The organism is Dactylosporangium sp. NBC_01737 (genome assembly GCF_035963215.1).
Classification (GTDB): domain Bacteria; phylum Actinomycetota; class Actinomycetes; order Mycobacteriales; family Micromonosporaceae; genus Dactylosporangium.
On sequence record NZ_CP109153.1, the window covers coordinates 7,968,440 to 7,990,396 of the forward strand.

A 21,957-nucleotide genomic window follows, 5' to 3' on the forward strand; every position below is an offset into this window, starting at 1 on the left:
CGGCGGGGTGATTCGCGTATCCTCCCAGTCCAGTCCTGCCGTCCGGGTCCTGTCGTCAGTGCATTGCTGTGTCGTCGGGCCACTGACGACGTCCGGAACGCGGACGATGTCCCGTTCGCGCAGCCCGCTCACCCTGTCAGCATGATTCGCCGGCAACGCCTGGCATGGCCTTCCAAACCGGAACACGCTGGATGGGGCTGTTGAACGTGCCACGGGTGTGATGCCCGGCCCGGGACCGGATCGACGCTCCAACAGCCAGTGCGGAGGACTGGCGGAGAAGAGGGGCGGTGTGGACCGAGCTGCGATTGTTGTCGGAGTGGACGGCGCGGCGCCGTCGCTGGAGGCCGTCCGGTGGGCGGCGGCCGAGGCGGACCAGCGGCACGCATCACTCCAGCTCGTGCTGGCCTACCATTGGAGGGTCCCGCTGACCGCGTTCGCTCCCTCCGCAGAGCTCACCGAAACAGCGCAACACCTCGCCTCCGACGTGGTGAATGATGCCGCCCGAGAAGCTCTCCAGGTGGCACCGGGCATCGACGTGGCAGCGACCGCGATGTTCGGCCATCCCGTGCAGACTCTGCTGCGCGCCGCTGCCGACGCGGCCATGCTCGTCGTCGGCACCCGCGGTCGCCACGGCATCGCCGGTGCCGTGCTCGGCTCCGTCAGCCAGCAGGTGGCTATGCACGCCACCTGCCCGGTCGCCGTCGTCCGCGGACAGGTCCATCCCACCGGCGGCGTGGTCGTCGGTGTCGACAGTTCACGGTGCGCGGCGCAGGTGACGAACTCGGCATTCGTCGAGGCGCGACAACGCGGGCGCCACCTGCTGGCGGTGCGGGCGGTCGAGACGCCGATGGCACCATGCACGGTCGGCATGCCACCGCTGATGTATGACACGGCCGAGGTCCGGCGGTCACTGACCGACGAAGCGACCCGCCTGGTGGCCGCGGTCGGTGCACGCTACCCAGATGTGCAGTGGGAAGTGCACGGCGTCGACGGCGATGCCGCCTCGGTGCTCGTCCACTGGACCCGTGATGCTCAGCTGATCGTCGTCGGTAGCCGCGGCCATGGCGGGTTCACCGGGCTGCTGCTCGGGTCGGTCGGCCTGCACCTGCTGTACGGGGCGGAGTGCCCGGTACTCATCGCGCGCGACGGCATGGATTCGGGAGGGGACGCCTGATGGGATATCGATACGGGCCTGTTGTCGTGGGCGTCGACGGTTCTGCGGACAGCCTCGGTGCGCTGCGGTGGGCCGCGGACGAAGCCTGCAGCAACACCCGGGAGCTCCTTGCCGTGCATGCGCTCGATCCCGCGGTGCAGCCGGGCGACCGTCCTCCTGGCGGCGCCGACATCGCCGAACAGGGGGCCGAGGAGGCGTTGCGATGGCGGCCCGGCGTCTGCGTGACCGGCGTGACCGAGGGCGGCGCTCCCGCCGAGGTGCTGCGGCGCCATTCGCAGCGATCCCGGCTCCTCGTCGTCGCCAGCCACGGCAGCGGCAGCAACATGGCCGAGCCGCTCGGCTCCGTCTCAGACGCGCTCTGCGCACAGGCGGAATGCCCGGTCCTCATTGTTCACGCGGCACGACGATGGGCCGACCCGTTCGCGGCCCTGCCCCGCACCGGCCCTGTCGTGGTCGGTTTCGACGGTTCGGACTCGGCCCGCCGCGCGTTGCGGCTCGCGTTCGAGGAAGCCGCCGGCCGCAGCAGGCGTCTCGTCGTCGTCCAGGTCTGGCAGCATCCGGACCTGTGGGGTCCTGGCGAGCACAGCGATCAGCACCAGGGCCAGCACCATGGTCCTGATCTGACGGTCGACGAGTCGGCGGTCCACGAGGCGCTCGTGGCAGCCGCCGAGCCGTGGCATGTCAAGTTCCCGCTTGTGGACATGGAGCTGCGCAGCGAACCGGGCGATCCCGTCGAGGCACTGACCGTCGCGTCCCAGTGGGCGATGCTCATGGTGCTCGGCACCCGGTGCCCCACCGACACGATCCAGCCGTCCAACCCTTCGGTGATGCGCCGCGTGCTGCGCACCATGGCCTGTCCCGCGCTCGTCGCGCACGGCACGGCCGCGGAGGCACGACCGGCGCAGGCGACCGGTCCGCATTGACTGGGGATCACATCGGGACGCCGGGACGCTGCCGCATTGCAGCAGTAGGACCCTGTTCCAGATGACACAGAGGCCGCAGCGACCCACCCCCACCGCCGTCCGGTGATCGTCGGTGTCGACGGTTCGCCACCAGCTTCGGAGCCGTCCGGTGGGCCGCCGACGAAGCAGTACGCCACGGGCAGTCGCTGCGCATCGTCCACGTGTTGGAGACCCTCGGTACCTACGAACGTATATCCGGTGTCGGGGGGTTGCCGTGGTAGACGCGGCAGTGTGGCTGCTCGCAGCCGTGGAGCATGTCGTGCAGTGCGCGTTCCTGGCCCATGCAGACGTCCTCGACGTAGTCGAGTCCGGCCTCGCCGGCGATCTGCCGTGCGTCGGGGCTGACGAGGCCGAGTTGCAGCCAGACCGCGCCGGCGCCGATCGCCGCGGCCGCGCGGACGATCTCCGGTGCTTCGTCTGGGGGGCGGAACACCTCCACGACGTCGACATGCATGGGGACGTCTGCCAGGCGGGCGTAGGCGTGCTCGTCGAGGATGCTGTCGGCATGCGGGTTGACCGGCACGATGTGCCAGCCCTGTTCCTGCAGCATTCCCGGTACCCAGTGGGCCGGTTTCTGTGGATCCCGGGAGGCGCCCACTACGGCGATGGTGTGCGCCCCGGCGAGGATCTGCAGCGCAGTACGCATCTGGATGATCTCCGTTCCTGCGGTGGGGTACGCGTTCGGGCGGCGGCTGGTTTCAGGTGGCAGCCGGCGGTGGCGTCGGTGCCGGCATGTCCTGGGGTGGGTCGGCGGCGACCTCGACGACGTCTGCGGCCGGGCGGCGAGGAGCTTGCGCCGGTGCGGTGCCCTCGGCCGGGATCCCGATCCGGACGCCGATCGCGGGATAGCCGACGCCGCCGAGCATCCGGCGGATCGTGCTGCGAGCCGTCTCGTGTTCCACCAGGTCGCTCATCGTGGAGGTGGCCAGATGCTCCCCTGCGGCGGTGAGCAGCACTGCGGACAGCGACACGCCAGCAGTCAGCCAGTCATCGGGGCCGTCGCCGTCGGTGACGACGATGCCGTATCGCGCGTACTGGTCCTCGATGTCGTTGGTGCTGTGCAGCCCCATGAGATAGCCGGTGGCGCTGAAGTCGCGCAGTGGGATCTCGCGCTGGCCGTCGCCGCTGAGGGTGTCGGTGGGAACGCCGTCGTGCGCCTCGCCGGGCCGGCGTATCCAGGCGGCCAGTTCCGCGCGGTAGGCGGGGTCGGTCAGCTCTGCGGCGGCCGCGTGCGCGGCGGCCGTCGCCATGTTCACCAGGTCCCGGGACCGGGCCACGTGCAGGTGAGCGCCGAAACGTTCAGCGGCGCCCCGCAACCGCTCGAGACTTTCGTCGGGCACGGGCCGGTCGGCGAACGGGCGCCGGTCGGAGCGGCGCACCGGGATCGCGTCTGCAAGCCGCTGCGCCAAAGGCGACGGCGGAGCCGTCCCACGGTAGTGCACCACGGCCATCACATCCGGGCCACGGCCGGATGGCAGCGACTCGACGGCGAAATCGGCGCCTTCGGCGGCCAGCGTGACGCACGCGTGGTGCAGGGCAGCGCCACAACTGAGGGTGAGCAGCCGCCCGTCCGGGTCGATCGTCGGCAGCCCGCGGGCACGGTCGGCGAAGAGCAGTGCCGTGTCGTGCTCGATCCTCCAGCGCCAGGGCTGGGTGTTGAGCACCGACGGCGCGTGGACGGCGGCCACGGCGGCACGGGCGAGGAGCCGGCATACCGCTGTGACGGTGAACCCTTGCGTGGGATCGTTGCGCGCCGGGTGCTGCTGCGTCCGCATGGTGTGCTTCTTTCGGGCGGTGCTGGTCGGTCTGTTGGTTCCTGCCCGGCGCAGCGCGAACCAACCACCGTTGCGGTCGGGCACGCCGGCCCGTACTGGGGGCGTTGTGCCCTCGGCGGCCGGGGCCGGGCGAGGCAGAGTGGAGAGGAGCGACGACGCCCGGACGGGAAGGTGTGTCATGACCTCGATGACGACGCCGCGGACCTGGAGTCCTGAGGTGTTCACGGCGGCGGTCGGCGATGCGGTGTGGGCACCGTCGATCCACAACAGTCAGCCGTGGCGGTTCCGCTCCACGGCCGATGGTGTGGACGTGCTGCTGGACGAGGCCGGCCGCCTGGCGGCCTGCGACCCGGACGGGCGGATGGCGCGGATGTCGTGCGGTGCGGCGGCGTACAACCTGCGGCTGGCGTTCGCTGCCGCGGGCCGACCGGCCCAGTTCCGGCTCGGAGGTGGTCGTGTCGTGGTGCATCTGTGGCCCGGGCCGCCGCACCCACCGACGCCGTTGGAGCGCCGCCTGCACTGGCAGATCCGGCGCCGGCACACCAATCGTGGGCCGTTCGCCGACTGCCGCATCGACCCGAGCGTGCCGGCGCAACTGACGGACGCCGCACGGCGCGAAGGCGGCTGGCTGGCCTTCATCGAGGGCAAGCAGGCGATCACCTCGACGGCGGAGGTGATCCGCGCCGCGGACGCGCGGCTGCGGGCCGACCCGGCGTACGTCCGCGAACTGCGGGCGTGGAGTACCGCGGCCGACGAGCGGGTCGAAGGCATCGGCCGCGGCGCCGCCGGCGCCGCGCCGCATCCGGCGGAGCTGTTGACGCGGCGCGACTTCGGCGGCCCCGGTCACGACATGAACCGGGACGTGGCGCACGATCCGGTGGTCGCGGTGTTCGGCGTGCTGGGCGACGGACCGCATGAGGCCGTCCAGGCCGGGATGGCCCTGCAGGGTGTGCTGCTGACCGCGGCGGATCTTGGGGTGGCGGCGGCGATGTACTCGCAGCCGACCGAGATGGCGGAGACGCGGGGGTGGCTGCGGGACATCGTCGGAGGGCTCCACGATCCGCAGATGGTGCTGCGCTTCGGCTATGCGCCGACGACCTGCTACACGAACCGCCGACCGGTCGCCGACGCGATCCTGCTGTGAGGCGGTGTCCGCCGGTGGTGTGCCGCGGTAGCCGGTCAGCAGCGCCACGGCGCGCAGCGACCGCCACATGCGCGCCGCGTCGCGGTCGGTGAGCGGCAGCAGTCGCAGGGTCCGGTCGTCGAGCAGGTCGGTGTGCCGACCGGCAACGTTCCGGCGCTCGGCAGCAGCTTCCACGTCGGCCCGTCCGTCGAGCAGCCCCGGGCCGGCACCAAGACCGGCGCACCCCGGCCGCATCCACCGGCTGGTCATCCCGTGGTCGCAGACCGACAGGCGGATGGCCGCGAGCATGCACGCCACCGACCCCGGCGAGGCTGTACTCCTTGCCGCCACGCTCGGCAGACTCCCCGAACAGCTGGTCGTGTACGCCGTCGAAGCATCCGGCACCGGCTTCGGCGTGTACCTGCCGCCGGAGGTCGATGCCGCTGCCGACCTGGTGGCCGAGCAGGTCACTGCCGAGGCGCGGGCCGTGACCCAGGCGGACGGGACCAAAGTCCCTGAACGACCACCGCCCGGGCGTGGACCGTTGGGATGAGAAGCCACACCGGCAAACTTGGGAAGGGAGGCGCGACGACGATGTTGATGACTACTGCGACGCGCTCGGCGCCGACACCGACCACGGACACCGGCGACATGGCGCTGCGTACAGCGTGCATGGAGCGACGGATCGAGGCACTGGCGACGGCAGTCGTGCTGCTACTGGAACAGCCGGTCACCCCGGCGCAGCGGCCCGCCGCCGACCTCGCCCGCGCGGCGCTGCGCGAGGTCGACCTGCCACACACTGAGTATCTAGAGGCCGCACGACGTGAGGAGGCATGATGCACGCCAAGGACATCATGAGCGCCCCGGCGTACACGGTGCGCGCTGATGCGCCGGTCGCGGCGGCGGTGGACCTGCTCGAACGACAGTCGATCACCGCCGTCCCGGTCGTCGACGAGGGTGACGTGCTCGTCGGGCTGGTCACCGAGGGAGACCTGCTGCGACGGGAGGCAGGCGGCACCGCGGCGGCCGACATCGGTACGCGCCGGGTCCGTGACGTGATGTCGGGCCGGCCGGTGATGGCGTGGCCGGACGCGGACGTCGCCGATCTGGCCGCGGTCATGGTCAAGTACGGTGCGCACACCGTGCCGGTTGTCGTCGACGAACAGGTGGTCGGCGTCGTCAGCCGCTGCGACGTGCTGCGGACGCTACTGCCCACCGACGCCGCGGCCCAGCGCGAGGCCCAGCGCCGGCTCGACACCTACGCAGACGGCCGGCACCGGTGGCCGGTCTGCGTCCACGACACGATCGCGACCATCGACGGCCGGTTCGACGACGACACCGAACGCGCGGTCGCCGAGGCGTTGGTACGCACCACGGCGGGAGTCACCGCGGTGCGAGTCGTAACGCCGACCGGCTGAGCACCATGACCACCGGCGGGTCGGTGTCATCACGGCCGTCCGGCACGATGACGGCGCCCCACCGTTCGTCGTGCGCCGGCTCGACACCGAGCACGAGGCGTTGGTATTTCCCGGTTCTGACTGCCGGATCGAGCCGGCGCACGGGGACGAGCCAGCCCGCCAATAGCACGGCACAAGCGGCGTGGTGCATCGCAGTTCGGCTGACCGAGCCGCGGAAGCCGGCGACGCGCAAGGGCCGTATGAGCGGGCCTCAGTCGGGGTGGGTGCGGACGAGGACGGACCATCCGTGGGGCAGGTCGACGGTGAGCTCTCGGCTTGCGGTGACGGCGACGGTCACGTCGCGGGGCAGTGCGTGGCGCGGGTGCGCGGGTGCGGTGGGTGCCGGTCGGGACTCCGGTTTGGGTGCCTGGTCGGCGGCGAACGAGGCGACCCAGGACAGGGCGGAGTTCCAGTTGATGGCGATGCCGTTGGTGGACCAGGATCGGATGTCGTCGAGGTAGCACCGCTGCGGCGCCGGCCGTTCGCTGTCCGGCCCGAGGGGCGTGTCGTGGACAATCGGGTTCTGCAGACCGGTGTTCGGCCCGCCGGCCAGGGCTCCGACGGGCGGTGGGGGCAGCGCCGGGTCCAGCTGATGGGCGAACGTGCGGCTGTGCTGGTGGTGTGCGTGGCGGGTGCCGTAGCCGGTGACATAGGACTGATTGAGTGGGTTACGGCCGAGGAGGTAGTCCATGGCCTCGAGGACACCGTCCCGGTAGTGAGGCTCGCCGGTGATGTCGAAGGCAGTCGCGATCACCACGAGCTTGTTCAGCAGGATGCTGTTGGAGCCGAAGCCGTATTCCGCCACGCTCAGCGGCACACCGTACGGCTGCTCGTGGATGGTGGTCAGGTATCGGTCGGCGGCGGCCTGTATCGAGACGCGGGCGTCGTCGCGGTCGCGGTCGGGCAGGTGGCTCGGCACCGTGGCCAGGTCGAGCCGGCCCAACGCGGCGACGAACCTCCAGTCGAACCCGGTGGCGCCGAACGCGTCGCCGGTCCAGTACGGCGAGTTCCGTAGCGCGTCGAGGAAGGCGTGTTCGCCAGTACTGATGAACAGCTCGGCGGCGGCCCAGTACCGCTCGTCGAGGACGTCGTTGTCGTCGTACGGGTGGCCGCCGATCTTGTCGGCCGGGTCGGCGTACATTGCCGGGTGCTGCTGCGCGGCGGCCCAGGCGGTGCGGGCCGCGCCGAGGCAGCGAGCAGCGAACCGGGGGTCGAACGGGCGGAACAGCCGGGCGGCGTGCGCGGCGACCGCGGCGACGTTCAGCGTCGCCGCGGTCGACGGCGGGTGCAGGTGACGTGGTTGTGGGTCCTGGTGGGGCAGGCACGGCATAGCGGTCCACGCCTCATCGTGCACCTTGTGGTGGGCCATGCCGGCGTTCGGCTTGCCGGGCGGGATCTGCATGCGGAGCAGGAACTCCAGTTCCCACCGGACCTCGTCGAGGATGCCCGGGATGTCGTTGCCGTTCTCCGGGATGGTGAGGCTGCAGTCGTCCAGCGCTGCGCTGGTCACCACGGTTGCCGTTCTGGTGCGTTCGTACTGGCTGAGGAGCTGCGCGACGGCGATCCCGCCGTTGACGACGTACTTGCCGTGATCACCGGCGTCGTACCAGCCGCCGCGCACGTCGAGGGCGTAGTCGCCGACGCCGGGCTGGCAGGGGACGTTGGTGTCGCCCTGGTTGGGTGGGATGCCGATGTGACCGGCGGGGCGGGCGTAGTCGGGCAGGAGCGGATTGTCGATCGGGATCCCGCTGCGCTGCAGGTAGAAGAAGTGCAGCGCGTCGCGGTGAAGCTCGGCGTAGACGGTGTCGGCGGCGTCGAACGGGTAGCTGTGCTGACCGTCGACGTACAGCCGGTAGCCGTGGCCCGGGCGTTGCATGTCGGTGAAGTCGATGGTGTGCACGCGATGCCCCGCGGCGCGGTCGAAGCCGCGCGGTGTCGAATCTCCGGATGCGGCGACGTCGCCGCTGTCGGTCAGCAGTTCCCAGAGCAGGGGCTCCTGCGCTTCCGTCGCGATGGTCGCCCGTTTCGGGCCGTTCGGCAGGTAGCCGACCTGGTTGACGTGCACTGCCGGGCCGGTGTCCGGGGCGTGTGCCATAACTGGATCGTCCCGCGCGGCCGGGCCGGCGACCACACCCGCGGGCCTGACAAGCATCGCAGTGCAAGAGTCCGCCGCCGGGCGGCGGTGACGGGTCGCGTTCGCGCGGCGGTCGCCGGCCGCGTCACCGGCGGGCGACCAGCACCGGTACCGGGGCGTGGTCGAGCACCTGCTGCGTGACCGACCCGAGCCGCAATGCGTCGAAGCCGCCCGTACCACGGGGGCTGAGCACGACCATGAGCGCGTCTTGTGCCTCGGCGAGCAGCACCGGCACGACAGCGCCGTGCACGCTACGGAGCTCCACGCTGACCGCGGGATGCTTGCTCAGCCACGGCTCCAGCTCTCTTGCGAGGGCGTGCTGCACATCGTCGGCGAGCCGTTCACGGCGGCTGGCGCGTCCCCAGTGGCGTGGCGGCTCCTGCCAGGCCCGGACCGCAATGAGGTCCACGTGCCGCGAACCGGCTTCGGCGAAGGCGAGTTCGATGGCGTGCTGGGCGTGAGCGGAACCGTCCGTGCCGACCACGACCGGCCGTTGCTGCGGCAACGTGACGGACGGGTCGGCCCATCGTTGTGCGTCGTGGACAACAAGGACCGGGCAGTGCGCATGGGCCGCCAGCTGTTCCCCCACCGATCCCACCGGCAGGGCCTGGAAGCCGCCCGTTCCGCGGCTGGCCACCACGACGAGGCCGGCGTGGCGGGACTGGTCGATGAGGACCCGGCCCGGCCCGCCGCGCCAGGTGCAGGTGGTGACGTGCAGGCCCGGGTGCCAGCCCCGCGCGTCGACCGCCGCCCGCACGGTCAGTTCATGTTCGTCCGGTGCTGGCCCGGACGCTTCGGTTGCCTCCAGGGCGTGGACGATCTGCAGTGGCTGCCGCAGGCGTACAGCTTCGTCCGCGGCCCAACGAACCGCGCCGAGACTGGCCGGCGAACCGTCGACACCGACGATCACCGGCCGGTGGATGTCTGTCATGCCGCCCCCTCCTCGCTACCGGACCACGACCACCGGGCAGGCGGCGTGGCGGATGGCCGCCTGGCTCACCGAACCCAGCAGCAGACCGGTGAAGCCGCCACGGCCGCGGGAGCCGACAACGAGCAGCTCCGCACCCGCGGACAGTTCCGTCAGGACCGCGGCGGGCCGGCCCTGGACGAGCGAGTGCCGCACGTCGACGTCGGGGTACTTCCCGGCCCACCCGGCCATCGATTCGGCCAGCGCCCGCCGCTCGTCCTCCCGCAGATCGTCGGGGTCGTAGACCAGCGGCAGCATGTCACCGGGCCCGGTGGACGTCGGCCACTGATATGCGTGGACCGCGGTCAGTCCGACGGTGCGGTACGACGCCTGCTCGAAGGCGAACTGCAGGGCCTGTTCAGCGTCGTGTGATCCGTCGACACCGACGACGACTCGGCCCGCTTCGGGGCCTGCCAGCCGGGCCTCGTGGCGGACGATGACGGTCGGGCATGCCGCGTGTGCGGCGAGCGCAGCACCGACAGAGCCGAGCAGCAGACCGGTGAAGCCGCCGCGGCCACGATTGCCGACGACAACCGTCGCGGCCTGCCGGGAGGCGGCGACGAGTGCCGCCGCCGGCTGTTGCAGCTGCAGGTCCGTGTGTACGGCGAGCCCCGGCGCGACCGCTCGGGCGTGGTCTGCGGCCTTGGTGAGTGCCTGCTCGGCCACTTCGCGCACGCGCTCGTCATACGGCGACGGCACCGGGCCCGGCACCGGTGCATACACGGTCGGCCGGACGAACGCGTGCACGACCTCAAGCCGGCACCGGCGCTGCAGGGCGTCGGTGGCCGCCCACGCCACAGCTTCGAGGCTCGCCCGTGAGCCGTCCACACCGACCACGATGGTCCGATCGTTGTGCACCGTAGACCCCCTTGCCGCGCGGATCCCGTGTCCCGCCGAGCTACCCGGTGCCGATGTGGGTACGCCTTGCCGCACGTGGCCAGTTCGGTGGCGATGACCGGACCGTGGCTGCGGTTACCAGAGCCATGCTGCGGTGGCGGACGTTACGCGGGAGTGCCCGCCGCTTCCGGGACGATGGCCACCGGGCATGCGGCGTGCTCGGCGAACTACTGCGGTCTTGGCCGGATCCATGATCTTCTCCTGACGGGTCGGGTGTGAGGTCACATGGCGGGTGGTGCTGTTGGTGCGGATAGTGCCTGCCGGGCCGGTGGTCTCGCGATGGCGAGCAGTTCGGCCAGGTGCAGGACGCGGGTGGCCGACCGGCGCCGGCGCAGTCCGCTGATGAGCTGCCGCTGGCAGCCCGGGTTGACCACGACGAGGTAGTCGACACGGGCGGCGTCGATCTCGTCGAGCTTCGGATCGAGTACCGCCGCAGAGTCCTTCGGGCGCAGCAGCGAGTACGTCCCGGCGGCGCCGCAGCAGGTACCCGCGGAGGGCAGCTCCACCAGCTCTGCCACGGCCGCGACGAGGCGCCGCGGCTCCCGCCAGGTACCGAGCCCGTTGCGCAGGTGGCAGGAGTCCTGCACGGCCACCCGGGCCGGCCGGCCGTCCACGGTCACCGGCCCGAAACCGGTGGTGTCGTCGAGGAACTCCGACAGCTCCCGGATCCGTTCGCGGCCCAGCACCTGCACCAGGTGCGCGGCGCAGCCGCCGGAGGTGGTCAGAATGGTGCCGGGCATGGCCCGACCCAGCTCCCGAGCCAGCCGGGTGCCTTCCGCGCTCGCCCCGTTGTGGGCATGCAGCGCGCCGCAGCAGCCCTGCTTCGCGGGTATCCGCACCCCGGGCACCAGCCGCTGGACAGCCCGGGAGACGCGCGGGAACAGCACGCGCTCGGCACACCCCAGCATCAACTGAGGCCCGTCCCCGCCGGTGTTGCGTGGGGTCCGTGCGGCGCGGCGCAGCCAGCCGCCAAGCGCAAGGAGCGGACCCAGCCGCAGCCCGATCCGTAGCGCCCACACCTTCGGCGGTACCCACCGGCCCCGCCACTGGTGGTCGCGCCACTGCTCAAGCAGTTCGCCGTAGCGCACCCCGGCTGGGCAGACCGGCTCGCAGGCCCGGCAGCCCAGGCAGAACGACGACTGCTCACGTAGGGTCGGATCGTCGGGTTCAAGCCGGCCGTCCTGCAGCGCCCGCATGAGCGTGATCCGCCCGCGCGGGCTGGATCGCTCGTCCTGGGTCAGTGCGTAGGTGGGGCAGGCCGGCAGGCAGAAGCCGCACGAAATGCAGGACGAAAGCGTTGCGGGGTCGAAGATCGTCCCCTTCGCGGGCGCTCCGTCCGGGCGGCTGTCCGTGGGGTGGCCAGCGCTGGCGGCGGGAGGCTGGGATCCGGCTACGTCGCTCATGAGCCGAGCTTTCCGGGGTTGAGGATGCCGGCCGGGTCGAACGCGGACTTGAGCCGGCGCAGCAGCGCCATCTGGTCCTCGCCCAGCCGCGCAGCGAGCCAGGCCCGCTTTGCGGCCCCCACCCCGTGCTCACCGGTGATGGTGCCGCGCAGCTCCAGGGCGGTACGGAAGATCTCGTCGAACGCCTTCTCGGCCCGCTCCCGGGCGGCCTCGTCGGCCGGGTCGAACACGATCGTCGGGTGCAGGTTGCCGTCACCGGCGTGTCCGAAGGTGGCGCAGACGACGTTGTGGCGCTCGGCGATCTCGTCGATCGCGCCGACCATGGCGGGCAGCTGCGGCCGGGGTACGGTGATGTCCTCCAGCATGGTGATCGGGGCCAGTCGGGCAAGTGCCGGCAGGGCGCAGCGCCGAGCGGCCAGCAGTTCCTCGGACTCGGCGATGTCGGCGGCCAGCTCGACGCTCCGCGCCCCGCGGTCGCGGCACGCCTCACTCATCCGGCGCAGGTTCGCCGCCACGGTCTCCTCGTCACCGTCGTCACCGAACAGCAGGAGCGCTCCCGCATCGCGGTCGAGGCCGAGGTGCGCGTAGTCCTCGACGGCATTGACACAGCGCCGGTCCAGGAACTCCAGGGTCGCGGGGAGGATACCGTCGGAGAGGATCCGGGTCACCGCCTCACCCGCGTCGGACAGCGAGTCGAAGCAGGCGACACCGGTGCGCGAGGTGGCTGGCATCGGCAGCAGCCCGACGGTGACCTCGGTGAGCACCGCGAGGGTACCCTCCGAGCCGGTCAACAGCCGCGTGATGTCGTACCCCGCGACGTCCTTCCACAGCCGCCCGCCGGTGCGGATCACTTCCCCCGTGGGCAGTACCGCCTGCAACCCCAGCACGTAGTTGCGGGTGACCCCGTACTTCAGTCCGCGCAGCCCGCCGGCGCAGGTAGCCACGTTCCCGCCGACCGTGGAGACGGTGCGGCTGCCCGGATCCGGCGGGTAGAGCAGCCCGACCCGCGCCGCGGCGCCCGCCAGCGCGGCGGTGGTCACGCCCGGCTCCACCACCGCGAGCAGCTCCGCCGTACTCACCTCGATCAGCCGGTTCATCCGCGTCATCGACAGCACGATCCCGCCGTGCTCGGGAACCGTTGCCGCAGCGAGGTTCGAGCCAGCCCCCCGAGGTGTGACCGGGATCCGGTGCCGGCTGGCCAGGCGGAGCACAGCTGCCACCTCATCCACTGTGGACGGGGCCACGACGGCGTCCGGCCTGGCCCGGTACAGCGGCGTGGCATCCCGGGCGTACGGCTCGACATCGCCGGGCTCGGTGAGCAGGTGGCCGGTACCCACGATCGAACGCAGCTCGCGCAGCACGGCCGCGTCGACGGCGCCGAAGCGGTCGTCGCGGGTGTCCGGCTGGTTCCGGCTCAGCATCACGGCAGCACTTCCCGTCTGTACTTCCCGTCCGCGGCTCTGTGGTCAGACCACATGTGGACTGACCACACGATAGGCTGCCCGAAACGCGATGACAACCATCCGATGACAGGCAGGAGCGGCACCGTGGCGGATATCCGGCCGCAGCAGGCTGATGAGGGCGACGCCCGCGTCGGGCGGCGCCGCATCCACGAGGTGGTGCTGGAGCAGATCGAGGAGCAGATCGCGAGCGGCCAGCTCAAGGTCGGCGACCGGCTACCAGCGGAACGGGACCTGGCTACAAGCCTCGGCGTCAGCCGGCCTGCCGTCCGCGAGGCGATCCGCGTCCTGGAGGCGATGGGCACCGTCGTGCAGGGCACCGGTTCCGGCCCCGACGCCGGTACCCTCCTCTCCGCCGTTCCCGGTGACGCCCTCACCCACCTCATCTCCCTGCACGTCATGCTCGCCAGCATCGATACCGCCGACGTGGTACGTGCCCGGGTGGCCTTGGAGCGTGAATCCACCCGGCTGGCCGCTGGTCACGCCGGCCCGGCCGATCACGAGACGATGGCCGGGCACCTCGCGGCGATGGACGACCCGGCAATCAGCGTGGCCGAGTTCAACGACCGGGACACCGCCTTCCACCTGGCCATCGCCCGCGCCAGCGGTAATGTGCTGGTGGCCGAGCTGACCACGGCGCTACGGGTCGCGATGCGCCCGACACTCTTGCACGCTCTCCAGGCGCTGCAGGACTTCCCGGCGACGGCCGCGCGGCTGGCTGCCGAACACCACGGGATCCACGCGGCGATCCTCGCCGGCGACGGGGACCTCGCGGCAGACCGAGTCGAGGCGCACATCGACGGCTTTTACGACGGTCTGCGCCCGCCCGGGGCTGCCGCACCAGGTACCTGATCCGTGACCGGGGCGCCAAATTCCCCGCCTACCCGACAGCATCCCGGCTGACGCAGGCATCCAGGTCGCATGCAGCCGGATCCGGCAGGTGCCGAGCAGTACGACGCCGTGATCGATGCCGGTCGGTGGGACTCATGCCGCCCGGTGCGGACCGCAGGGCCGTAAGGCCCACCGCCACCACGCTTTCCCCGGCGGACAGGGTCCATGGGCGGGGGGCCTTGCTGGCGGACCGCGGCAGGGACGGGGCGACTGCTGGAAGATGGATCGCGCCGGGCACCTACGCGGCCGGCTGTTACAACCGCCTTTCGGACACCGTGGCGGGGGAGATCATCGAGAACGAGAGTCTGGTCAACCTGCCGAACTGACTACCGCTGACGCTCCGCGCCGGGGGAGGGGCCGTGGCTGGGACAGGCGGGCGTCGAGGTGCTTCAACAACCTCAAGGGCCAACTCGACCGCGAAGTCCACGGCGGACGCGCCTTGGCCGGCGTGGTCACCCTGCGTCTCCCGACGCCTGCTCACCGTGTCGCGGCGACCTGTCACAAGGCCATGTGGCGCAAGGCGCGACCTGGCACAGCCGGTATCGGCACTCAACTGGTCGGTTGTGCTGAGTAGATCGTCGAGGCGAACTGGCTGACTTCCCGCTCGGTCAGGTGGGTGGCGAGGTCGGCTTCGCTGATCATGCCGACGAGGCGGTGGTTGTCCAGCACCGGCAGCCGGCGGATGGTGCGCTCTTTCATCAGGCGGAGCACGTCGCGGGTGTCCGCTTCGGCGCCGACGCAGATCGGTGTGCCCTGGGCCAGTTCGCGTGCGGTGACTGTCTGTGGGTCGCGGCCGTCGGCGATGCACTTCACCACGATGTCGCGGTCGGTGATGATGCCGTGCAGTCTGTCGTTTTCTCCGCAGATCGGCAGCGCGCCGACGTGCAGATCGCGCATCTTGCGCGACGCGTCGGCAAGCGTCTGGTTTTCCTCGATGCACTCCGCGCCTTGGTGCATGATGTCTCGCGCGTTGGTCATCTCGGCCCCCTCTGTGTCCGGCGGTCCTGCGACCGCCGCGCTGTCCAGCCGTCGAACGGGGATGGCATTCAACACAGGCGGGTATGCCCCAGCCTTTCGCGCGGTAACGCGACGCCGGGGCATATCTGCCCGCCATCGGACAGCAGGGTGCCGCAGGCGACGGCGCGCCAGGCGGACGGCGCTTCGTGTTCGATGCGGAACTGCGATGAACGCCGCCGACTTCCTGACCATGGACGGCAGGATCGTACGGATCCGACCGGTCCGGCCAGAGGACTCGGGGGCACTGCTGGCCCTGCACCAGCGGCTGTTGCCGTACAGCCGGTATTTGCGGTTCTTCAGCGCCGGGCCGGACGTCCGGCGATCCCGTTGGCGGGCCGACGCGTCGTCATCGTCCATGAGGGATGGCAACGGGGGCGACCGTCCACGCCGCGTGCCAGGTCGCCCGTAACGAGGGGGCGGTGCTGCCGCGGTGAGCCTGGTGCACACGGGCTCGCGGACGGTACCAGGCCGGGCTGGCCGTGCCCGCCGGCCCAGTGCTGGCAGGGAGCAGCCGCCGACAGGATCGCCCAGCGCGCTGCCGAGTTCGGTCAGCACGATCGCGTGCCCCCGCACCGTCGGACCGACGATGGTCCGACCGTTCGCCCGCAGCGCGGCGAAGAGGACGCAGGCACCGCCGCATACGCGGATCTGGCCCTGACGGGGTATTTAGCATTCCGGCCCTTGGTGCTCGACGCTGCGGGTAAGATCGCGCTGAGGCAAGCGGCATGCCCCGACCAGCCATCACGGACCCGTCCGGGAACGACACCGTGCCGACGAGGTGCTCATTGCGCGGCTGGCGTTGGCGAGCCGGTATTGGCGCGGCGTAGCGATCCTGGCGTCGACATCATCCAGCAGACGTGATCCAGCAGGAGCCCGATGTGCCGTATCGTCAGAAATCCGGCGGGCTGAGCGGAGGGCTCAGCGAGATGGTCGAGCTCTCGCGAGTTGCGTTGGAGCACGCTACCGCGGCGCTTTGCGACCGCGATCCTCCGGCTGGGACCTGTCTCCCGCACGCCGAGAAGGCGCTCTACGCACTGCGTCAGGCAGTCGAGGACCAGGCGTTGGCGATCGACGCGACTCGTGTCCTGCCGCCGGCGACCGCCGTGCGGACCATCGTCGTGGCCGCACAGGTCAACGCCGATGCCGAAGGCGTCGCAGAACTCGCGCGGCAGTTGGTGGAGATCGCCGGGTCGCGGCCTTCGAGGCCAACGGTACCGGTCGAAGTGCAGGCCACAGTATGCAGCATGGGTCGCGTCTGCGTGGAAATGATGGCCATAGCAGGCGGCGCCATAGGGTCGGCGCAAGCCGACGTAGAGGCGGGGATGCGCGCGGCTTATGCCGAGATGCATCGGCTCCGACAACTGCTCTACCGGCTGTTGCTGAATGACTCGGGCGCTGTCGATGTAGACGCCGCGCTGGACGCTTCCCTGGCCGGCAGGTGCTACATGCGATGCGCTGAACACGCGGTGTCGATGGCGCGGCACGCCGTGCTGGCTGCCGATGGGAATCCCGACCAGCACCAGGGCATAAGGGTGTCAGGGCAGACCCGCCAGTGAGATCTGGTCGAGAATCCGTTGCCACACCGCGTGGTTGTAGACGCTCCGGTCATGTGTGACCACCACTTCGGATTGGATAGGGTCAGTGAGGTCGATCGAGAGTGCGCCGCCGCGGACGAGATGTGCGAGCAGGGCCGCGATGCTCGTGGCGTAGGCAGCTGAGGCGCTGGTGGGTGTTTTCGAGGCCAGGTTGTCGTCGCCGATAACGGTGACGCCAGGCTCCACCACCCTGATGGCGTTCGGTTCGGCGAGTTCGACAGCACAGCCGAACGCGCTCGCCGTGGTGTCTACGATGACTGATCCCGGGCGCATGGCCCGAACGCTCCGGGCGGGCACCAGTACCGGCGGCCGATGACCCGGGATCTCAGCGGTGACGACGATGATGTCGATGCCGCGAGCGGCGATGTCCGGGCACGATCCCTCACAAGCCTCGCAGACACGGACGATCGCCCCCAGCCGACGAGCGGTGAGGGCGGCCTCGCGGCCCGCCGGCCCACGACCGAGAACGAGGATCTGCGGGGGCGGCCCTATTTCCCCGCCGGGAGGTGGTTCGGCGAGGCAGCGGCCGAAGGTGTCAGCGGCGGTCAGTATCGCCTGGTAGCCGGCGACCTGGTCCTGCGAACTGAGGGCATCCATCAGCTGGGCTCGGCCGGGGGTGCGCGGAACCAGGTCGGCAGCGATCGCGGTGAGGCCCTGGTCGGCCCAGCGGCGGATCACGTCCGGCATGTACAAGGGTTGCAGGAGGCAGGTCAGCGCCTGTCCGGCACGGAATCGGTGCGTGGAAGTGATGTTCGGCGGCCGAACGCCGATAAGCATGTCGGCAGCGTCGAACAGCTCGGAACGCGAGACGATCCTGGCCCCAGCGCAGATGTAGGCGCTGTCGGGGAAGTAGGCCCTGCGCCCGGCCTCAGTTTCGACCAGAACCTCGAGTCCGAGTTCCAGAATCAAATGGACGGCCCCGGGCACGACTGCGACTCGTCGTTCGCCGGGCGCGGTCTCGCTGTAGACGCCAACTGTCTGGCAGGCCATCGGAATGTCACCTCACCGGTGATACGAAGCAGGATACACCGCCTGCAGCTACTACACCGCCTGCAGGCGCGCACGCACGGCAGAAGGAGGGGATCCGGGTGGTAGGTGGGCGTTGGCAGTTCTGGGTCGACCGCGGCGGCACGTTCACCGACATCGTCGCCCGAGCACCGGACAGCGGCCGACTGCTGACACACAAGCTGTTGTCGGACAACCCGACACGCTACGGGGATGCGGCAGTCGCGGGAATCCGAGCGCTGCTCAGCATCCCCGACACGGCACCGATCCCGGTCGACCAGATCGAGGCGGTGCGGATGGGGACCACAGTCGCCACGAACGCACTGCTGGAACGCAAGGGCGAGCGCACCGCACTGGTCGTCACCAAAGGCTTCGGTGACGCGCTGCGCATCGGCTACCAGAACCGGCCGCGCATCTTCGACCGACACATCGTGCTGCCGGAGATGCTGTACGAACGCGTGATCGAGGTGGATGAGCGAGTGCTGGCCGACGGCACCAACGTCAATTCGCTATCTGTCGAACAGGCGGCCGCCGATCTGCAGCGCGCGCGCGACGAGGGTGTCCGCGCGGTCGCGGTGGTCTTGCTTCACAGCCATCTGTACCCAGCGCACGAGCGGCAGATCGAGAGGCTGGCGGAGCGAATCGGCTTCGAGCAGGTCTCCTGCTCCAGCGAGGTGAGCCCGTTGATGAAGCTGGTGCCGCGCGGCGACACCACCGTGGTCGACGCGTACCTGTCGCCGGTGCTGCGCCGATACGTTGAGGCCGTGGCGCAGCAGCTGAACGGCGTACGGCTGATGTTCATGCAGTCAAACGGCGGTCTGGCGGAGGCGGGGCATTTCCGCGGCAAGGACGCGATCCTGTCCGGTCCGGCCGGCGGCATCGTCGGCATGGTGCGCATGTCGCAGCTGGCCGGCTTCGACCAGGTGATCGGCTTCGACATGGGCGGAACCTCCACCGATGTCTCGCACTACGCGGGCGGGTACGAGCGGGTGTTCCACACCCAGGTGGCCGGCGTACGGATGCGTGCCCCCATGATCGACATCCACACCATCGCCGCGGGAGGCGGGTCCGTCCTGCACTTCGACGGCGCCCGATACCGGGTCGGACCGGACTCGGCGGGAGCCGACCCGGGTCCGGCCTGCTACCGCAACGGCGGTCCACTCACGGTCACCGACGCCAACGTGATGCTCGGCCGGATCCAACCCGGAACCTTTCCCCGCGTGTTCGGCCCGGACGGCGACCAGCCATTGGATGCCGACGTGGTCCAGCGGCGGTTCGCCGAGCTGGCGGCGAGCATCGCCCAGCAGGCCGGTGACGAGCGCAGTGTGGAGCAGGTCGCCGAAGGCTACCTGCAGATCGCGGTCGCCAACATGGCTAACGCGGTGAAGCGAATCTCCGTGCACAAGGGTCGCGATGTCACCGAGTACGTGCTCACCACGTTCGGCGGTGCCGGCGGGCAACACGCGTGCGCGGTGGCCGACTCGCTGGGTATTCGTACCGTGTTGGTGCCGCCGATGGCGGGCGTGCTGTCCGCGCTCGGCATCGGCCTCGCCGATGTCACCGCCATGCGCGAACAGTCGGTTGAGGCACGCCTGGAGCGCGCGGCGATGCGGCGGTTGACCGACGTCGCCGACGCCCTGGAGGCAGCGGCACGCGCGGAGCTGCTGGATGAGGACGTGCCGGCCGAACGGATCCGGGTAACCCGGCGTGTACAGGTGCGCTTCGACGGCACCGACACAGCGGTGCCGGTCGAGCTGGCGGGACTGGACGTCATGGTGGCGGCGTTCGAGACCAGCTATCGACGAATGTATGCCGTCCTGATGGACCGTCCGCTGATCGCGGAGGCGGTCACGGTCGAGGCCGTCGGGCTGAGCGAGCCGCCGGACCTCTCCCACCTGGGCGAGCATTCCAGTACATCAGAAGCCGATGCCGAGGCCACCACGGCCGCGACGCCGCTGAGCACAGTACGGCTGTATTCCAGCGGGGCGTGGCGTGAGGTGCCGCTCTACGAGCGAGAAAGTCTGCGCGCTGGAGACACGATCAGCGGCGCGGCGATCGTGGCCGAGGCCAACGCGACCACGGTGGTCGACGATGACTGGTGGGTCGACGTAACGCCGTACGGGCACCTGCTCATGCACCGGTTGCGGCCACGCGCGGAGAAGTCCGAGGCGGACACCCAGGTAGACCCCGTGCTGCTGGAGCTCTTCAACAATCTCTTCATGTCGATCGCCGAGCAGATGGGCACGCGGCTGGAGTCGATCGCGCAGTCGGTGAACATCCGGGAGCGGCTGGACTTCTCGTGTGCGCTGTTCGACCCGGACGGCAATCTCATCGCCAACGCGCCGCACATTCCGGTCCACCTCGGCTCGATGAGCGCCAGCGTGAAGGAGGTCATCGGCCGCCGTGGCACCGGCATGAAGCCCGGCGACGTGTACGCGATCAACGACCCGTATCACGGCGGCACCCACCTGCCCGACGTCACCGTCGTCACCCCGGTCTTCGGGGCCGGGCGGACGGAGATCCTGTTCTACGTGGCGTCCCGCGGCCACCACGCGGAGATCGGCGGGCTCACCCCCGGCTCCATGCCCGCGACCAGCCGCAACGTGCACGAGGAGGGCGTGCTGTTCGACAACTGGCTGCTGGTGGAGCACGGCCGGTTCCGTGAGCAGGAGACCGCGCAACTGCTCGCCGAAGCGCCGTACCCGTCCCGTAACCCGGCCACCAACCTGGCTGACCTGCGCGCGCAGATCGCTGCGAACGTCATGGGGGTCGAAGAGGTGGGCAAGATGATCGACCACTTCGGCCTCGACGTCGTGCAGGCCTACATGCGGCACGTCCAAGACAACGCCGAAGAGGCGGTACGCCGGGTCATCGATGCTCTCACCGACGGTGAGTACCGCTACCAGATGGACTCCGGCGCGGTGATCTCGGTGCGGGTCACCGTGAACCGCGCACACCGCTGCGCGGCCATCGACTTCACCGGCACCTCACCACAGCTGGAAACGAACTTCAACGCGCCCTCGTCCGTCGTCACCGCAGCAGTGCTGTACGTCTTCCGGACCCTGGTCGCCGACGACATCCCGCTCAACGACGGCTGCCTACGCCCGCTGCGCATCGTGGTGCCCGAAGGTTCGATGCTCGCACCGGTCTACCCCGCCGCCGTGGTCGCCGGCAACGTCGAGACGTCGCAGGCGATCGTCGGGGCGCTGTACGCCGCGCTGGGCGTCCAGGCCGAAGGGTCCGGGACGATGAACAACGTGAGCTTCGGAAACGCCCGGCACCAGTACTACGAGACCGTCGCCTCCGGCTCCGGAGCCGGCGACGGGTTCGACGGGGCGTCGGTGGTCCAGACCCACATGACCAACTCCCGGCTGACCGACCCCGAGGTACTCGAATGGCGGTTCCCGGTGCTGCTCGACGAGTTCGCCATCCGCCGCGGCAGTGGCGGCGCCGGCCGGTGGCGGGGCGGGGACGGGGCAGTGCGTCGCATCCGGTTCCGTGAGCCGATGACGGTCAGCACCCTGTCCGGCCACCGGCGGGTGCCGCCGTACGGCCTGGCCGACGGCTCACCCGGCGCGTTGGGAGCCAACCGGGTGGAACGCGCCGACGGCAGCTTCGTCCACCTCGCCGGATGCGACTCCGTCGAGGTGCAGCCGGGTGACGTGCTCGTGATCGAGACACCCGGGGGCGGCGGATACGGCAGCCCGTGATCGTCGCGGCCGGCGGGCTCGTCGCCCGCTGCATGATCGAGAAGGTGGCACGCAGCGCCGATCCTCGCACCGGACAGGCCCGCGAACCTGCCGACGAGCTGGTGGACAAGCTGTTCACCTACGGCACCCCGCACGGCGGGATCGTCTTCGACATCGGGGGCGGACTGGTCGACTGGGCGATGGAGACGTTCGGGCCTGCGGTTCAGACGTCTTCGCGCCCCACAAGATGTACGGCCACCTCACCCCGGGCGTCTCCTCGGATACGCACGCGCCGCCAGGCTGGCAGCCGGACGTGATCGCGGACGACGTCTTCGACGTACGCCGGGTGTTCTGCCTAGCGCGATGACGGCTGCGTCGGTCCAGTCGCCGGTCCATGGCGGGGGACCT

Annotated in this window: 20 protein-coding genes and 1 pseudogene; 11 read left to right on the forward strand and 10 right to left on the reverse strand. The window is 70.5% G+C overall.

The window, feature by feature from the left end:
• The first annotated feature begins 316 nt into the window (after window positions 1–316).
• Together OHA72_RS36320 and OHA72_RS36325 are read left to right on the forward strand one after the other, a co-directional pair.
• The gene (locus OHA72_RS36320; protein ID WP_327000575.1) at window positions 317–1,174 is read left to right on the forward strand and encodes a universal stress protein; all 858 of its coding nucleotides are present in this window, start codon (window positions 317–319) and stop codon (window positions 1,172–1,174) included.
• Window positions 1,174–2,097, forward strand: coding sequence for a universal stress protein (locus tag OHA72_RS36325; RefSeq protein ID WP_327000576.1), 924 nt, complete (start codon window positions 1,174–1,176; stop codon window positions 2,095–2,097). The genes OHA72_RS36320 and OHA72_RS36325 overlap by 1 nt, the downstream gene beginning before the upstream one ends.
• Before the next feature lie 220 nt (window positions 2,098–2,317).
• On the opposite strand, the gene OHA72_RS36330 is transcribed toward OHA72_RS36325, so the two are convergent.
• Together OHA72_RS36330 and OHA72_RS36335 are read right to left on the reverse strand one after the other, a co-directional pair.
• Window positions 2,318–2,782, reverse strand: a complete 465-nt coding sequence (locus tag OHA72_RS36330; protein ID WP_327000577.1) for a CoA-binding protein — start codon at window positions 2,780–2,782, stop codon at window positions 2,318–2,320.
• Between the two features lie 52 nt (window positions 2,783–2,834).
• Entirely contained in the window at window positions 2,835–3,911 is a 1,077-nt protein-coding gene (locus OHA72_RS36335) for an Acg family FMN-binding oxidoreductase (RefSeq protein WP_327000578.1), read from the reverse strand.
• 178 nt (window positions 3,912–4,089) lie between these two features.
• Between OHA72_RS36335 and OHA72_RS36340 the strand changes: the two genes are divergently transcribed.
• On the forward strand, window positions 4,090–5,055 hold the full coding sequence (locus OHA72_RS36340; protein WP_327000579.1) for an Acg family FMN-binding oxidoreductase: 966 nt from the start codon (window positions 4,090–4,092) through the stop codon (window positions 5,053–5,055).
• 57 nt (window positions 5,056–5,112) lie between these two features.
• On the opposite strand, the pseudogene OHA72_RS65040 reads toward OHA72_RS36340, so the two are convergent.
• Window positions 5,113–5,343: pseudogene (locus OHA72_RS65040) on the reverse strand (hypothetical protein); the annotation flags it as partial.
• Between OHA72_RS65040 and OHA72_RS36345 the strand changes: the two are divergent.
• The 4 genes from OHA72_RS36345 to OHA72_RS36360 are packed head-to-tail and all read left to right on the forward strand — an operon-like array spanning window position 5,342 to window position 6,618.
• The gene (locus OHA72_RS36345; protein WP_327000580.1) at window positions 5,342–5,587 is read left to right on the forward strand and encodes a hypothetical protein; all 246 of its coding nucleotides are present in this window, start codon (window positions 5,342–5,344) and stop codon (window positions 5,585–5,587) included. The pseudogene OHA72_RS65040 and the gene OHA72_RS36345 sit on opposite strands and share 2 nt — an antisense overlap.
• A 47-nt stretch (window positions 5,588–5,634) precedes the next feature.
• Entirely contained in the window at window positions 5,635–5,871 is a 237-nt protein-coding gene (locus OHA72_RS36350; RefSeq protein WP_327000581.1) for a hypothetical protein, read from the forward strand.
• A complete protein-coding gene (locus OHA72_RS36355) occupies window positions 5,871–6,452 on the forward strand; it encodes a CBS domain-containing protein (protein ID WP_327000582.1) in 582 nt (193 codons plus the stop codon). The genes OHA72_RS36350 and OHA72_RS36355 overlap by 1 nt, the downstream gene beginning before the upstream one ends.
• A gap of 28 nt (window positions 6,453–6,480) precedes the next feature.
• On the forward strand, window positions 6,481–6,618 hold the full coding sequence (locus tag OHA72_RS36360; RefSeq protein ID WP_327011737.1) for a DUF1918 domain-containing protein: 138 nt from the start codon (window positions 6,481–6,483) through the stop codon (window positions 6,616–6,618).
• Between the two features lie 84 nt (window positions 6,619–6,702).
• Here the strand turns inward: OHA72_RS36360 and OHA72_RS36365 are convergent, their stop codons facing one another.
• From OHA72_RS36365 to OHA72_RS36385, 5 genes are all read right to left on the reverse strand, one after another.
• Window positions 6,703–8,586, reverse strand: a complete 1,884-nt coding sequence (locus OHA72_RS36365) for a glycoside hydrolase family 9 protein (RefSeq protein ID WP_327000583.1) — start codon at window positions 8,584–8,586, stop codon at window positions 6,703–6,705.
• 124 nt (window positions 8,587–8,710) lie between these two features.
• Window positions 8,711–9,556, reverse strand: a complete 846-nt coding sequence (locus OHA72_RS36370; protein WP_327000584.1) for a universal stress protein — start codon at window positions 9,554–9,556, stop codon at window positions 8,711–8,713.
• 15 nt (window positions 9,557–9,571) lie between these two features.
• A complete protein-coding gene (locus OHA72_RS36375; RefSeq protein ID WP_327000585.1) occupies window positions 9,572–10,450 on the reverse strand; it encodes a universal stress protein in 879 nt (292 codons plus the stop codon).
• 260 nt (window positions 10,451–10,710) lie between these two features.
• Entirely contained in the window at window positions 10,711–11,892 is a 1,182-nt protein-coding gene (locus tag OHA72_RS36380) for a (Fe-S)-binding protein (RefSeq protein ID WP_327000586.1), read from the reverse strand.
• Window positions 11,889–13,313, reverse strand: a complete 1,425-nt coding sequence (locus tag OHA72_RS36385; RefSeq protein ID WP_327011738.1) for an FAD-binding oxidoreductase — start codon at window positions 13,311–13,313, stop codon at window positions 11,889–11,891. The genes OHA72_RS36380 and OHA72_RS36385 overlap by 4 nt, the downstream gene beginning before the upstream one ends.
• A 54-nt stretch (window positions 13,314–13,367) precedes the next feature.
• Between OHA72_RS36385 and OHA72_RS36390 the strand changes: the two genes are divergently transcribed.
• Entirely contained in the window at window positions 13,368–14,204 is an 837-nt protein-coding gene (locus OHA72_RS36390) for a FadR/GntR family transcriptional regulator (RefSeq protein WP_327000587.1), read from the forward strand.
• Between the two features lie 588 nt (window positions 14,205–14,792).
• On the opposite strand, the gene OHA72_RS36395 is transcribed toward OHA72_RS36390, so the two are convergent.
• Window positions 14,793–15,221, reverse strand: a complete 429-nt coding sequence (locus tag OHA72_RS36395; RefSeq protein WP_327000588.1) for a CBS domain-containing protein — start codon at window positions 15,219–15,221, stop codon at window positions 14,793–14,795.
• A gap of 896 nt (window positions 15,222–16,117) precedes the next feature.
• Here OHA72_RS36395 and OHA72_RS36400 point away from each other — a divergent pair.
• Window positions 16,118–16,816: a phosphate signaling complex PhoU family protein gene (locus tag OHA72_RS36400; RefSeq protein WP_327000589.1), complete on the forward strand. Its 699-nt coding sequence runs from the start codon at window positions 16,118–16,120 to the stop codon at window positions 16,814–16,816.
• On the opposite strand, the gene OHA72_RS36405 is transcribed toward OHA72_RS36400, so the two are convergent.
• Entirely contained in the window at window positions 16,796–17,845 is a 1,050-nt protein-coding gene (locus OHA72_RS36405) for a Rossmann-fold NAD(P)-binding domain-containing protein (RefSeq protein WP_327000590.1), read from the reverse strand. The genes OHA72_RS36400 and OHA72_RS36405 overlap by 21 nt on opposite strands.
• A 98-nt stretch (window positions 17,846–17,943) precedes the next feature.
• On the opposite strand from OHA72_RS36405, the gene OHA72_RS36410 reads away from it, so the two are divergent.
• The gene (locus OHA72_RS36410; protein WP_327000591.1) at window positions 17,944–21,570 is read left to right on the forward strand and encodes a hydantoinase B/oxoprolinase family protein; all 3,627 of its coding nucleotides are present in this window, start codon (window positions 17,944–17,946) and stop codon (window positions 21,568–21,570) included.
• Window positions 21,567–21,866 (forward strand): hypothetical protein, encoded by a 300-nt coding sequence (locus OHA72_RS36415; RefSeq protein ID WP_327000592.1) that lies wholly within the window; start codon window positions 21,567–21,569, stop codon window positions 21,864–21,866. The genes OHA72_RS36410 and OHA72_RS36415 overlap by 4 nt, the downstream gene beginning before the upstream one ends.
• The last annotated feature ends 91 nt before the right edge of the window (window positions 21,867–21,957 follow it).

Bases quoted from the DNA above. Each gene is read 5' to 3' on its own strand.
- OHA72_RS36325 (WP_327000576.1), top strand. From the start codon at position 1,174: ATGGGATATCGATACGGGCCTGTTGTCGTGGGCGTCGACGGTTCTGCG.
- OHA72_RS36330 (WP_327000577.1), bottom strand. From the start codon at position 2,782: ATGCGTACTGCGCTGCAGATCCTCGCCGGGGCGCACACCATCGCCGTA.
- OHA72_RS36335 (WP_327000578.1), bottom strand. From the start codon at position 3,911: ATGCGGACGCAGCAGCACCCGGCGCGCAACGATCCCACGCAAGGGTTC.
- OHA72_RS36340 (WP_327000579.1), top strand. From the start codon at position 4,090: ATGACCTCGATGACGACGCCGCGGACCTGGAGTCCTGAGGTGTTCACG.
- OHA72_RS36345 (WP_327000580.1), top strand. From the start codon at position 5,342: ATGCACGCCACCGACCCCGGCGAGGCTGTACTCCTTGCCGCCACGCTC.
- OHA72_RS36350 (WP_327000581.1), top strand. From the start codon at position 5,635: ATGACTACTGCGACGCGCTCGGCGCCGACACCGACCACGGACACCGGC.
- OHA72_RS36355 (WP_327000582.1), top strand. From the start codon at position 5,871: ATGCACGCCAAGGACATCATGAGCGCCCCGGCGTACACGGTGCGCGCT.
- OHA72_RS36365 (WP_327000583.1), bottom strand. From the start codon at position 8,586: ATGGCACACGCCCCGGACACCGGCCCGGCAGTGCACGTCAACCAGGTC.
- OHA72_RS36370 (WP_327000584.1), bottom strand. From the start codon at position 9,556: ATGACAGACATCCACCGGCCGGTGATCGTCGGTGTCGACGGTTCGCCG.
- OHA72_RS36380 (WP_327000586.1), bottom strand. From the start codon at position 11,892: ATGAGCGACGTAGCCGGATCCCAGCCTCCCGCCGCCAGCGCTGGCCAC.
- OHA72_RS36385 (WP_327011738.1), bottom strand. From the start codon at position 13,313: ATGCTGAGCCGGAACCAGCCGGACACCCGCGACGACCGCTTCGGCGCC.
- OHA72_RS36390 (WP_327000587.1), top strand. From the start codon at position 13,368: ATGTGGACTGACCACACGATAGGCTGCCCGAAACGCGATGACAACCAT.
- OHA72_RS36395 (WP_327000588.1), bottom strand. From the start codon at position 15,221: ATGACCAACGCGCGAGACATCATGCACCAAGGCGCGGAGTGCATCGAG.
- OHA72_RS36405 (WP_327000590.1), bottom strand. From the start codon at position 17,845: ATGGCCTGCCAGACAGTTGGCGTCTACAGCGAGACCGCGCCCGGCGAA.